Consider the following 13391-nt stretch of genomic DNA (forward strand, 5'->3'; position numbering starts at 1 on the left):
ACAGAAAACAGGGAACACAAAGGAAGAACCCCCATGGACCTCGACATCGTTGCGCTATCGCGCCTGCAGTTTGCCGTCACGGCGCTGTACCACTTCCTGTTCGTGCCGTTGACGCTCGGGCTTTCGATCATCATCGCCATCATGGAGACGGTCTACGTGATGACCGGCCGCGTGATCTGGCGCGACATGACGAAATTCTGGGGCGTGCTGTTCGGCATCAACTTCGCGATGGGCGTGGCCACCGGCATCGTGATGGAGTTCCAGTTCGGCATGAACTGGAGCTACTACAGCCATTACGTGGGTGACATCTTCGGAGCGCCGCTGGCCATCGAAGGGCTCATGGCCTTCTTCATGGAGGCGACCTTCGTCGGGCTGTTCTTCTTCGGCTGGGACAAGCTCTCGAAGGTGGGCCACCTGATCGCCACCTGGGCCGTGGCCATCGGCTCCAACTTCTCGGCGCTGTGGATTCTCATTGCCAACGGCTGGATGCAGAACCCGGTGGGCGCGGCCTTCAACCCGCAGACCATGCGCATGGAAGTGACCGACTTCGCCGCCGTGCTGACCAACCCTGTGGCGCAGGCCAAGTTCGTGCACACCGTGTCGGCGGGGTATGTGTGCGCCGCCGTGTTCGTGCTGGGCGTGTCGGCGTGGTACGTACTCAAGGGCCGTCACCTCGAACTGGCCAAGCGCTCGATGACGGTCGCGGCCTCGTTCGGCCTGGCCGCCGCGCTGTCGGTGGCGGTGCTCGGCGACGAGAGCGGCTATCTCTCGGGCGAACACCAGAAGATGAAGCTCGCCGCCATCGAGGCCATGTGGGAAACGCAACCCGCGCCCGCTGCCTTCACCGTCATCGGCTTTCCCGACCAGGAGGCGCGCGAGACGCACTACGCCATCCACATTCCTGGGGTGATGGGGTTGATCGGCACACGCTCGCTCGACACGGTGATGCCCGGCATCGACGAACTCGTGAAGCGCGCCGAGGCCCGCATCCGCGAAGGCCTCAAGGCCTACGACGCGCTGCAGAAGATCCGCGAAGCGGGCGGCACCGGTAAGGTGACGCAGGGCGTGCGCGGGGACTTCGAGGACAACGGCATCAACATGGGCTATGCGCTGCTGCTCAAGCGCTATGTGGACGACCCGCGCCAGGCCACCGACGAGCAGATCGCCAAGGCCGCATGGGACACGGTGCCGCAGGTGGCGCCGCTGTTCTGGCTGTTCCGCGTGATGGTGGGCATCGGCATGCTGCTGATCCTGCTGACGGGCACCTTCTTCGTGCTCTCGGCGTGCCGCAAGCTCGACAGCCACCGCTGGCTGCTGAAGCTCGCCGTGTTCGCGATCCCGCTGCCGTGGATCGCCATCGAGTCGGGCTGGCTGGTGGCGGAGTTCGGCCGCCAGCCATGGGTGATCGAAGGCGTGCTGCCGACCGCGGTGGCCGTGTCGAACCTGGGCGTGAAGACGCTGCTGCTCACGCTCGCGGGCTTCATCGCGATCTACACCACGCTGCTCATCATCGAGATGAAGCTGATGCTCAAGGCCATCCGCAAGGGGCCTGAGGCCGAGCATGCGCCCGACGAGGGCGACACGCTCTCGCACATTCCGCCGGCCCACGCGGGCGCGGCCATTCCTTCGCCTTCCACCGGGAGCGCAGCATGACACTCCACACACTCCTCGACTACGACACCCTGCGCTTCATCTGGTGGCTGCTGATCGGCGTGCTGCTGGTGGGCTTTGCCGTGACCGACGGCTTCGACCTGGGCAGCGGCATGCTGCTGCCCTTTGCGGCGCGCAACGACATCGAGCGCCGCGTCGTCATCAACAGCGTGGGCCCGGTGTGGGAAGGCAATCAGGTGTGGCTGATCCTGGGCGGCGGCGCGGTCTTCGCGGCGTGGCCGCAGCTGTACGCCGTGTCGTTCTCGGGCTTCTACCTGGCGATGTTCGTGATTCTCACGGCGCTGATCCTGCGGCCGGTGGCCTTCAAGTTCCGCAGCAAGCGCGAGTCGCCGCAGTGGCGCGCGCGCTGGGACTGGGTGCTGTTCTTCAGCGGCTTCGTGCCCGCGCTGATCTGCGGCGTGGCCGTGGGCAACGTACTGCAGGGCGTACCGTTCCGCTTCAACGCCGACATGCACATCTTCTACGACGGCGGCTTCTTCGGCCTGCTGAACCCGTTCGCGATCCTGTGCGGGCTGGTGTCGGTGGCAATGCTGGTGATGCACGGCGCCTCATGGCTGCTGCTGAAGACGGCGGGGCCGGTGGCCGAGCGTGCACGCACCTACGGCATGGTTGCCGCCATGCTCACCATCGCGCTGTATGCGCTGGCCGGCGTGCTGCTGGCCACGAGCATCGGCGGCTACCGCATCAGCAGCGTGATCGATGCGGTGGGGCCGTCCAACCCCATGCTCAAGACGGTCGAGCTGCATGCCGGCGCATGGACCGCCAACTACGCGGCGCATCCGTGGACGCTGGCGGCTCCGGTGGCCGGCTTCGTCGGCGCGCTGGGGGCTTTGCTCGGCCTCGCGCTGCGCCGCCCGGTGCTCGCGTTGCTGACTGCGGCGCTCGGCATCGCCGGCATCATCCTGAGCGTGGGCGCGTCGATGTTCCCGTTCATCCTGCCGTCGTCGATCGACCCGCGCGCGAGCCTCACGGTGTGGGATTCGTCGTCGAGCCATCTCACGCTGTTCATCATGCTGGTGGTCACGGCCTTCTTCATTCCCATCATCGTGGCCTACACCAGCTGGGTCTATCACGTGCTCTGGGGCAAGGTCGACGAACAAGCCATCCGCGACGAGAGCGGACACGCCTACTGAACGAACGGAGGAAAAAGTATGTGGTACTTCGCCTGGATCCTCGGCCTGCCGCTGGCAGCCGCTTTCGCCGTACTCAACGCCATGTGGTACGAACTCATGGACGACGATGCCGTGCGCAAGGCCAAGCTCGAGACGCCTGAATCGTCGCAAGGACAGGAGCGGCTCTAGCCCTCGGTGCGGCAGGGCCGCCCGTCCTCGGCAGATCCCGCGGTCCCGGCAGCGTCAGTCGGCCGCGGGATTTTTCTTTTTCGACGCGCCGCCGGTGATCCGGTCCTTGAGCGTCAGCACCTTCGTCACTGTCGCGCCCATGCCCATGAGTTTCATGGCGGTCTCGGGCGCGAGCCGCTGAACATCGTCGAACCACTTCATCAGCCGGTCGATCAGGTCGTGCATCTCGCGCATGCGCTCCTGCGCGTGGCGCTCGGCATCGCTCGTGGGTGATTCGAGCAGGGCGTTGCGCAGCATCGAGAGCGTGGGCTCGATCTCGCGGCGGCGCCGCTCCTCGGCCAGCACGCGGAAGATTTCCCACACGTCCGAAGGCGCCTCGAAGTATTCGCGCCGGTCGCCTGCGTGGTGGCGCAGGTGCACCAGCCGCCATGCCTGCAATTCCTTCAGACCCATGCTGACGTTCGAGCGCGAGAACTCGAGCAGCTCGGCAATTTCGTCGGCATTGAGCGCGCGCTCCGACAGAAAGATCAGCGCGTAGATCTGCCCGACGGTGCGGTTGATGCCCCATTTGCTGCCCATTTCGCCGAAGTGGGCGACGAACTGGCGGTTGAGGGGCGGGAGGTCTGAAGAGGTGGCCATGGGCCGGATTGTCGCGCCGAGGCGTGCTGTATTTCCGGAAGTTTCCGAAAACTCGGGAAGCCCGAAAGGTTAACGAATAACCAATATTGGTTATATCCATGAAGCAGTTAGTTAACAAAAATAAACAATCACTGACCACTTGCACTTCGTTGGTGCATTCGCAACTCCTTTCAAAGGCTATAGAACAATGAACAAAGCTCATCGCAGCATCTGGAACTCCGCACTTGGCGCGTGGGTGGCCGTTTCGGAGAACACTCATGCCCGGGGCAAGAAGAGCCAACGTGCGGTGGCGCTGGCGGCGGGCGCGGCATCTCTGCTGATGCTGGCGGGGCCGTCGTTCGCAGGTGGTGATGGCGGTGGCGGGGGCTTCCTTGGCAACGGCATCTATGGCACGGGGCAAACGGCGGGCAGCAGCACGACCGGGGTGGGCGGCACCGGCGGGCGGGGCGATCAATCCGCCGCGGGCGCCGTCGGCGGCGCCCTCGGCGCCAACGGAGCGAATGGCACCGCGGCGGCGAGCGGCGCCACCCCGGACCGGCTCGACGGCAGCGGCGGCGGCGGCGGTGGTTCCAACCGGACCGGCTCCACTCCTGTCACCACCACGATCAAGGCCGGCAACGGTGGCAACGGCGGGACCGGCGGCTACAACCGCTCGAACCCGGGCGGTGCCGGCGGCGGCGGCGGTGGCGGCAGCGTGCTCGCCACCCAGTCGTTCGAGGTCAAGGCGACGGGGTCGCTCGTCGGCGGCAATGGTGGCAACGGCGGCGGTGTGGTCGCGAACACCTCGTCGCTGACCGGTGCCGGCGGCGGCGGCGGCGCGGGCGTGCTGGTCGTACCCACGAGCGGCGTGACGATCACCAACGCCGGCACTATCACGGGCGGAAACGGCGGCACGGGCCTGGCGACCCGGGGAACCTACCCGAGCACCAACGCGACGGTCTACGGCGGCGCAGGCGGCAATGGCGAAGGCGGCGCGCTGGGCGGCACGCAACCGGGCGCGTATGCGCAGGGCGGGGCGGGCATCGTCGGCAGCAATCTCACCATCGTCAACAGCGGCACCATCTCAGGCGGCCTGGCGGGCGACGGGGTGACGCGTGCCAATTCGATCCAGATGGGCGGCAGCAACAATTCGCTCACCCTCAAGGCCGGCTCGGTGCTCAACGGCGGCGTGGTCGCGCAGGGCACCGGCAACAAGCTGTTCCTGGAAGGCACGAACACCGAGAGCGACGCGTTCCAGGGCTTCTCGAGCATCAATGCCGCCAGCGGCAGCAAGTGGACGCTGACGGGCAAGTTCCAGCCCACGGGCAACCTCGCGGTCAATGTCGACGGCACCGGCGCGACGCCCGCGCAACTGGCGCTGAACGGCGTCATCTCCGGCACCGGCAGCCTCACGGCCGACGGCGGCGGCACGCTGGCGCTGGGCGCCACCAACACCTACGCCGGCGGCACCACCATCAGGAACGGCACCACGGTGCAGATCGGCACGGCCGGCGCACTGGGCTCCGGCACGGTCACGCTCGACGGCGGCAAGCTCGCCGCCACGTCGAGCCTCACTCTGGCCAACAGCCTGGCATTTGCCGCCGGCCAGCGCAGCACCGTTGCCGCCGCCACCGGCAAGACGCTCGACATCGACGGCAGCCTGGCCCTGAATGGCAGTGCAACCGCCGTCTTCGGCAGCACGACCGAAAACGGCACCGTCCGCCTGGACAGCGGCACCACCATCGTCTCCGGCAGTGCCGCGGTCGTCGTGGCCGGGGGCACGCTGCAGGTGGCGGACACCTCCCGCGCCGCGGCGATCTTCCCCAACGTTGCTTCCACCACGGTGAACACCGGGGCCACGCTCGACCTGAACGGCTACAGCGTCACCATCGGCAACCTGCAGGGCGCCGGAACGCTGAAGACCAGGACCGGCAACTTCCCCGCGCAGACCACCACGGTGCAGTCCGGCAACTTCGCGGGCTCTATCACCGGCACCGGCCAGCTCGTGAAGACGACGGCAGGCACCCTGGTGCTGACCGGCGCCAACAGCTACAGCGGCAACACCACCATCAGCGGCGGCACGCTGCAACTGGGCGACGGCGGCACCACCGGCAGCATCGACAACGGCAACATCACCAACAACGCGTCGCTCGTGTTCAACCGCTCCAATGCGATGAACTTCACGCGCGCCATCAGCGGCAGCGGCAGCGTGACCCAGAGCGGCACGGGCACGCTCACGCTCTCTGGCGCCAACACGTATGCCGGCGGCACCAGGGTCAACAGCGGCACGCTGCAGGTTGCGGCGGCCAGCGCACTCGGCAGCGGCGGCCTGACGATGGCCGGCGGCAAGCTGGCCGCGACGTCGACCATGACCTTTTCCAACGGCGTGAGCTTCGCGGCCGGAATGGCCAGCACCATCGCCGCGGCCACCAACCGCACGCTGACGCTGGGCGGCGCGCTCAACCTGGGGGCGAACGCCACCGCCACGTTCGGCAGCGCCACCGAAACGGGTGTCGTCAGCCTTGCCGGCAACAGCGCCACGGTGGACACCACCGCCGCCGTGGTCGTTGCCGGCGGCACATTGCGCGTGGGCAACGGGCCACTGGTGAGCGCAGTCCTCGGCAACATCGCCTCGACCACCGTGAACAGCGGCGCGACGCTCGACCTGAACAGCCAGAACGTCTCCATCCGCAACATCCAGGGCGCCGGCACGCTGCAGACCGGCTCCAAGAGCTCGCAGGCCACGCTCGCGGGCGGCCTGTTCGGCGGCGTCATCGCGGGCGCGGGCAAGCTGGTGAAGAGCGGCACCGACACCCTGACGCTGACCGGCACCAACACCTACAGCGGCGGCACCACCATCAGCGCGGGCACGCTGCAGATCGGCAACGGCGGCACCACCGGCAGCATCAGCGGCAACATCGTCGACAACGGCGTGCTGCAGTTCAACCGCTCCGACGACATTGCCTATGCCGGCGGCATCTCCGGCACGGGCAGCCTGACGAAGTCGGGCGCCGGCACGCTCACGCTCACCGGCACCAACGGCTACACGGGCGGCACCACCATCGAGGCGGGAACCCTGCAGGTCGGCAACGGCGGCACCACGGGCAGCATCGCCGGCAGCATCACCAACAACGCCGCACTGGTGTTCGACCGCTCCGACAGCCTCACCGTGGCCGGCGACATCGGCGGCACCGGCGGCCTGACGAGCAACGGCACGGGCACGCTGATCCTCGCGGGCACCAATAGCTACAGCGGCGGCACCGTCATCGGAAAGAGCTCCACGCTGCAGGTGGGCAACGGCGGCGAAAGCGGCACGCTCACGGGTGCGGTCACCGCCAACGGCAACCTGGTCTTCGACCGCTCCGACGACTCGAGCTTCACCGGCACCGTCAGCGGCGCGGGCAGCCTGACGAAGAACGGCGCGGGCGAGCTCGAGATCACGGGCGCCAACACCTACGCCGGCACCACCTGGGTGAACGGCGGCACGCTGCGGGTGAACAACACCAGCGGCAGCGCCACCGGCAGCGGCAACGTGCAGGTCGGCTCCGGCGCCACGCTGGCCGGCGGCGGCACCATCAGCGGCGCGGTCAACGTGGCCAGCGGCGGTTCGCTCGCCCCGGGCAACAGCCTCGGCACCCTGACCACCGGCGACCTGAGCATGGACAAGGGCTCGTTCCTCAACTACCAGCTCGGCGCCGTCGGCGAAGACCCGCTCAATGACCTGATCCAGGTCAACGGCAACCTGGTGCTCGGCGGCACGCTGAACGTCACGGAAACGGCCGGTGGCAGTTTCGGGCCCGGCCTGTACCGCCTCGTCAAGTACACCGGCTCGCTGACCGACAACGGCCTGAACATCGGCAACACGCCGGCCGTCGCCGGTGACCTGTACGTGCAGACCAGCGTGGCCAAGGAAGTCAACCTGATCAACAGCACCGGCGTGCAGCTCGGCTTCTGGGACGGCGGCGACACGGTCAACAACGGCAACGTGGGCGGCGGCTCGGGTACCTGGCGCATCGGCAGCCCCGGCAGCCCCAACGACAGCTGGACCAACAGCGAAGGCGGCTACAACGCCACCTGGAAGCCCAACCAGTTCGCCATGTTCGGCGGCACCGCCGGCACCGTCACCGTGGACAGCAGCGGCGGCGCCATCAGCATCGGCGGCGCGCAATTCTTCTCAGACGGCTACGTGGTGCAGGGCGATGCGCTGACGCTGGGCAACGCGCACACCGTCATCAAGGTGGGCGACGGCACGCGCTCGGGCGCTTCCATGACGGCGACCATCGCCTCGCAGCTCACCGGCGCGGGCGGCCTGACAAAGGACGACTACGGCACGCTGGTGCTGACCGGCGCCAACAACTACACCGGCGGCACCGTCGTGTCTGCCGGCGTGCTGCAGGGCAACACCACCAGCCTGCAGGGCGACATCGTCAACAACGCCAACGTCACCTTCGACCAGTCGACCGGCGGCACTTTCGGCGGCACGATGAGCGGTTCGGGCAGCCTGCGCAAGATCGGCATGGGCGACCTGGCGCTGTCCTCCGCCAACACTTACTCCGGCGGCACCAGCATCGACGGCGGCAGCGTGAGCGCGAACGTCAGCGGCGCGCTGGGCACCGGCCCGGTGAACGTCAATGCCAGCGGCTACCTGGCCTTCAACGGCAATGCCGGCGCGGGCGACCTGCGCTTCACCACCGCTGCCGCCAGCCCCGGCATCAACGGCGGCGGCATCGATTTCAGGGACAGCAGTTCGGCAGAGCGCGCGAGCTTCCTGAACTACAAGGGCGGCAGCGTCACCTTCACCGGCAACTCGACGGCCGCCGATGCCGTGTTCGACAACCGCGGCGGCAGCGTCACGGTGTGGGACCACGCCACCGCGGGCAATGCACGCATCGTCAACTCGGCGGGCGGCTCGACCAACATCTGGGACGACGGCTCGGCCGGCCGGGCGACCATCGTCAACGAGGCGACCGCTTCGCTCGACATCCGCGACCGCGCCACTGCCGCGCAGGCCACGGTGGTCAACAAGGCGGGTGCCGTGGTCAACATCCGCGGCCTCACCACGGCGGGCACCTCCATCGGCTCGCTGGAGGGCGGCGGCCGCGTGCTGCTGGGCAACAAGACGCTGACCACGGGTGGCCTGAACACCAGCACCGAAATCTCGGGCGTGATCTCGGGTGTGGGCGGTTCGCTGGTGAAGGAAGGAACAGGCACGCTCACGCTGTCGGGCGCCAACACCTACACCGGCGGCACCGCGCTGCTCAAGGGGCGCCTGAACCTCGGCAATGCCCAGGCGCTGGGTACCGGCGAACTGGCGATGGACGACGGCACCGAGATCGGCTTCACCGCGTCCGGCATGACCATCGCCAACGCGATCCGCTTCACCGGCAACAGCGATCCGATCATCGACACGGGCGCCTTCGACGCCGGCCTGAGCGGCGCCATCAGCGGCGCGGGCTTCATCACCAAGATCGGCACGGGCACGCTGACGCTGTCGGGCGCCAACAGCTACACCGGCGCGACCGACGTGGCGCAGGGCACGCTGCGGGCCGGCGCGGCCAACACCTTCAGCGCCGCTTCGGCGCACAGCGTGGCCGCGGGTGCGACGCTGGACCTGGCGGGCTACAGCCAGACCGTGGCTTCGCTGAACAACAGCGGCACCGTGTCGCTGGTGGGCAGCGTGCCCGGCACCACGCTGACGGTGAACGGCGCGTACGTGGGCAACGGTGGCGTGCTGAAGCTTGGCACCACGCTCTACTTCAACGGCCCGCCTTCGGACCGGCTGATCCTCAACGGCCCCAACGCTTCGGCCAGCGGCAACACCACGGTGCAGATCACCAACATCGGCGGCCTGGGCGCGCTGACCAACGGCAACGGCATCGAGGTGATCTCCGCGCAGAACGGTGCGAAGACCACCGCGCAGACCACCAAGGACGCGTTCTCGCTCGCGGGCGGCCACGTGGATGCCGGCGCGTTCGAGTACCGCCTGTATGCCGCCGACGCGCTCGGGCAGGGCGAGAACTGGTATCTGCGCTCGGCGCAGAAGGGCGTGACCTACTACCGCCCCGAGACCTCGCTCTATGCTGCGCTGCCCAACCAGCTGCGCCAGGGCAGCCTCGCGATGCTGGGCGACCTGCGCAAGCGCGTGGGCGACGACGACCCGAAGGGCACCGCAACCACCTCGACCGGCTCCGAGCGCCGCGCCTGGGCCCGCGTGCTGTCCACCGACATCGACATCCAGCAGGGCGGCACCGTCTCTCCCACCAGCAAGGGCCGCCTGACCGGCTTCCAGGCCGGCACCGACCTGCTCGCCACGCCCAACTGGCGCGCCGGCATCTACGTCGGCCAGCTCGACGGCGATGCGCGTGTCAGCGGCTATGCCAGCGGCGTGAGCAACCTGAGCGTGGGCCGCAACGACCTGCGCAGCCAGTACGTGGGCGTGTACGGCACCTACACCGGCGACAGCGGCTTCTATGCCGATGCCGTGGTGCAGTCGGGCCGCCACCGCTACACGGTCGAGCCGCTGCTGGGCATTGGCGCGGCCGGCAAGGGCAACAGCCTGCTGGGCTCGATCGAGGTGGGCCAGGCCTTCCCGATCGGTGCCAGCGGCTGGACCGTCGAGCCGCAGCTGCAGCTCATTCACCAGCACATGGACCTGAGCAACTCGGCCATCCTGGGCGCTGTGGTCCAGCCCCAGGTCGACAGCGGCTGGCTCGCCCGTGCAGGCGTGCGAGTGAAGGGCGAGATCGACACCGGCATGGGCATGCTGCAGCCGTACGGACGCGTGAACGTCTACAAGACCTCCCGTGGCACGGACGTGGCGCGCTTCGTCAACGGCACGACCTCGACCGACATCGCGGCGCCGATCGGAGGCACCAGCACCGAGCTGGCGGGCGGCTTCACGCTGACACTGAACCAGTCGACAAGCCTTTATGGCGAAGTCGGAAAGCTGTGGTCGTCGGGCGGTGACACCAAGGTCAGGAGCGGCATCAACGGCTCGCTGGGCGTGCGGGTGAAGTGGTAACGGCCGGGGGCTGAACCACGCGGGCCACTCCTTACTCGTCGGAGCCCGCCTCGCGGCGCCGCCGGTACGAACCCGGCGCGCCGCCCGTCCAAGCCTTGAAGGCCCGCTGGAACGCGGCGCTGTCCGCGAAGCCCAGCTCTTCAGCCAGCGCCGCGAGCGGCACGGTGCTGGTATTGAGCCGCACGATGGCAAGGTCGCGCCGCAGCTGGTCCTTCAAAGACTGGAACGAGGTACCTTCGGTCGCCAGGTGCCGCTGCAGCGTGCTGACCGACATGTGCAGGCTGCTCGCGGCCGTCGCGAGGTCGGCCCAGGCCGGCCGCTTCTGCTGCAGCACCGAGCGCACGCGCGCGCTCACCGCCTGCTCCGCCAGCGGGGGCAAGATCACGTTGGCCGGCGCGGCCGCGAGGAACAGGTTCATGGCCTGCGTGTCGCGATGCACCGGCGTCTGCAGCGCGCCGGCGTCGAACCACACGGCCGTGCAGGGCTGGCCGAACTGCAGCGGCCCAGGGAACACCTTCGCGTAGCCGTCCGCATAGGGCGGCAGCTCGAAGCCGAAATCGAAGCGCCGCGCCGCCAGCCGGCCGCCATGCAGCCAGGCGAGCAGCCGCCAGTACACGCGCAGCATCAGCTCGTGCAGGAAGTTCTGCTGCACCGCAGCGGAATCGTTCAGCCGCAGGCCGAAGCCGGCCAGCGGCCCTTCGTGCAGCAGCACCAGCGTCAGGTCGTCCTGCAGCAGGCTGAAGGTGCGGGCGATGCGGCGCAGCGCCACTTCGAAGGTGGGCGCGCCCAGGGTGGCGCGCGTCATCAGCGCAAAGCTGCCGCGCTTCAGGCGGCGCGAGAGGAAGCCCAGCGCCTCGTCGTCGAGCCGCTGCATCAGCAGCGCGAACAGCGCCACGTATTGCTCGGCAGTGACGCGCGCGCCCGGCGCGTAGAGCAGCGCCGGCGCTATGCCCGCGTCTTCCAGCGCTGCATCCACGTCGACGGGCGCGGCATGGCCCCGGGCACGGATGCCCGAGAGCATGCCCTGGACGAAGGCGATCGGAATGGTGACTGGCGGTTGCAGCATGGGCGCGTGGCGATCAGGCCCCAAGCATGCCACTGTGTCGATTGACGTTTTCTGCAATGCGATCGAAGCGAAAGGCAATCGCCGGGGCGGGGCCGGTTTCCTACGATGCGGCCAGACAAGAAAGAGACGGAGACACTCGCCATGTACCTGACCCAGTCCTTGCACCGCAGCGTGCAGCAGCATCCTGACAAGGTGGCCGTGCGCTTTACCGGCCGCACCCGCAGCTTCCGCGAGTACGCAAACCGGGTGGCCCGCCTGGCGGGCGCCCTGCAGCGGCTGGGCATGCAGCCTGGCGACCGCGTGGCCATGCTGGCGCTCAACTCCGGGCGCTACCTCGAATACCAGATGGCCGTGCCCTGGGGCGGCGGCGTGCTCAACCCCTGCAACATCCGCTGGTCGGCCGCGGAGATCCTCTATTCGCTGGAGGACTCGGGCTCCACCATCCTGCTGGTCGACGAGACCTTCCGCGCCTTGGTCGAGCAGATGCGCGGCCAGGCCACCAGCCTGCGCGAGGTGATCTACTGCGGCGACGCAGCACAACCCGCCGGCATGCATGGCTACGAGGCGCTGATCGACGCAGCCGCGCCGGTGCCCGACGCCGCGCGCCGCGACGAAGACCTGGCCGGCATCTTCTACACCGGCGGCACCACCGGCTTTCCCAAGGGTGTGATGCTGAGCCACACCAACATCTGCGCCTCGGGCTTCGCGGCGCTCGGCGAAGGCCTGGCGCCGCCCGGCTCCTGCTACCTGCACGCCGCGCCGATGTTCCACCTGGCGGACATGGGGCTGGCCACGCCGCACTGGTTCCAGGGCAGCACGCATGCCATCGTGCCGGCGTTCAGCCCGGAGGCCGTGCTCAACGCCATTGCCGCCGATCGCGTCACCCATGCGCTGCTGGTGCCGACCATGATCCAGATGCTGGTCGACCACCCATCGATGCGCGAGCCGCGCGACCTGAGCAGCCTGAAGTGCATCACCTACGGCGCCTCGCCGATTTCCGAGGCGGTGCTGAACCGCGCGATGGAGGCCTTTCCGGGCGTGGAGTTCGCGCAGGCCTACGGCATGACCGAACTGTCGCCCATCGCCACCATCAATCCTCCTTGCAACCACACGGCCGAAGGGCGCAAGCGCGGCAAGCTGCGCTCGGCCGGGCGCGCGAGCTACTGCATGGAAGTGCGCATCGTCGACGCCGACGGCGCCGAAGTGCCGCGCGGCACCGTCGGCGAAGTGGCCGTGCGCGGCCCCAACGTGATGCAGGGCTACTGGAACAAGCCAGAGCAGACGGCCGCCGCCGTGCGCGACGGCTGGATGCACACCGGCGACGGCGCCTACATGGACGACGACGGCTACATCTTCGTGGTCGACCGGCTCAAGGACATGATCATCAGCGGCGGAGAGAACGTGTACTCGGCCGAGGTGGAGAACGCCATCAACCAGCATCCGGCCGTGGCGGCCTGCGCGGTCATCGGCATCCCGAGCGAGGAGTGGGGCGAGGCCGTGCATGCGGCGCTGGTGCTCAAGCCGGGCCAGGGCATACGGCCGGAAGAGCTGATCGCCCACTGCAAGACCCTGATCGCCAGCTACAAGTGCCCGCGCAGCGTGGCCGTGCTCGACGCGCTACCGCTGTCGGGCGCGGGCAAGGTGCTCAAGACCAAGCTGCGCGAACCCTTCTGGCAGGGGCGCCAGCGCGGCGTGGCCTGAACCCGGTCTTCTT

At 68.4% G+C, this 13391-nt stretch carries 7 protein-coding genes; 5 read left to right on the forward strand and 2 right to left on the reverse strand.

Going from position 1 to position 13391, the window contains the following annotated elements; genetic code table 11:
* Positions 1–33 precede the first annotated feature (33 nt).
* From ACWV14_RS12500 to cydX, 3 genes are read left to right on the forward strand one after another with little or no spacing between them, the layout of a single operon-like run.
* Positions 34–1653 carry a cytochrome ubiquinol oxidase subunit I gene (locus ACWV14_RS12500; protein ID WP_454908905.1) on the forward strand — a complete coding sequence of 540 codons (1620 nt, stop codon included), beginning with the start codon at positions 34–36 and terminating at the stop codon, positions 1651–1653.
* Positions 1650–2804, forward strand: coding sequence for a cytochrome d ubiquinol oxidase subunit II (cydB, locus tag ACWV14_RS12505; protein ID WP_454908906.1), 1155 nt, complete (start codon positions 1650–1652; stop codon positions 2802–2804). Before ACWV14_RS12500 ends, cydB begins: the two co-directional genes overlap by 4 nt.
* An 18-nt stretch (positions 2805–2822) precedes the next feature.
* Positions 2823–2972, forward strand: a complete 150-nt coding sequence (cydX, locus tag ACWV14_RS12510; RefSeq protein WP_081267010.1) for a cytochrome bd-I oxidase subunit CydX — start codon at positions 2823–2825, stop codon at positions 2970–2972.
* Between the two features lie 54 nt (positions 2973–3026).
* On the opposite strand, the gene ACWV14_RS12515 is transcribed toward cydX, so the two are convergent.
* On the reverse strand, positions 3027–3611 hold the full coding sequence (locus ACWV14_RS12515) for a GbsR/MarR family transcriptional regulator (protein ID WP_422085969.1): 585 nt from the start codon (positions 3609–3611) through the stop codon (positions 3027–3029).
* 187 nt (positions 3612–3798) lie between these two features.
* Between ACWV14_RS12515 and ACWV14_RS12520 the strand changes: the two genes are divergently transcribed.
* Complete coding sequence (locus ACWV14_RS12520; RefSeq protein WP_454908907.1) at positions 3799–10611, forward strand: autotransporter-associated beta strand repeat-containing protein; 6813 nt, start codon at positions 3799–3801, stop codon at positions 10609–10611.
* Between the two features lie 31 nt (positions 10612–10642).
* On the opposite strand, the gene ACWV14_RS12525 is transcribed toward ACWV14_RS12520, so the two are convergent.
* Positions 10643–11677 carry an AraC family transcriptional regulator gene (locus ACWV14_RS12525; RefSeq protein ID WP_454908908.1) on the reverse strand — a complete coding sequence of 345 codons (1035 nt, stop codon included), beginning with the start codon at positions 11675–11677 and terminating at the stop codon, positions 10643–10645.
* 141 nt (positions 11678–11818) lie between these two features.
* On the opposite strand from ACWV14_RS12525, the gene ACWV14_RS12530 reads away from it, so the two are divergent.
* Complete coding sequence (locus ACWV14_RS12530) at positions 11819–13378, forward strand: acyl-CoA synthetase (protein ID WP_454908909.1); 1560 nt, start codon at positions 11819–11821, stop codon at positions 13376–13378.
* The last annotated feature ends 13 nt before the right edge of the window (positions 13379–13391 follow it).

The sequence above is a fragment of the Variovorax durovernensis genome (assembly GCF_977011995.1).

Coding starts and splice junctions, on each gene's coding strand:
- cydB (WP_454908906.1), top strand. CDS start 1,650: ATGACACTCCACACACTCCTCGACTACGACACCCTGCGCTTCATCTGG.
- ACWV14_RS12530 (WP_454908909.1), top strand. CDS start 11,819: ATGTACCTGACCCAGTCCTTGCACCGCAGCGTGCAGCAGCATCCTGAC.
- ACWV14_RS12500 (WP_454908905.1), top strand. CDS start 34: ATGGACCTCGACATCGTTGCGCTATCGCGCCTGCAGTTTGCCGTCACG.
- ACWV14_RS12525 (WP_454908908.1), bottom strand. CDS start 11,677: ATGCTGCAACCGCCAGTCACCATTCCGATCGCCTTCGTCCAGGGCATG.
- cydX (WP_081267010.1), top strand. CDS start 2,823: ATGTGGTACTTCGCCTGGATCCTCGGCCTGCCGCTGGCAGCCGCTTTC.
- ACWV14_RS12520 (WP_454908907.1), top strand. CDS start 3,799: ATGAACAAAGCTCATCGCAGCATCTGGAACTCCGCACTTGGCGCGTGG.
- ACWV14_RS12515 (WP_422085969.1), bottom strand. CDS start 3,611: ATGGCCACCTCTTCAGACCTCCCGCCCCTCAACCGCCAGTTCGTCGCC.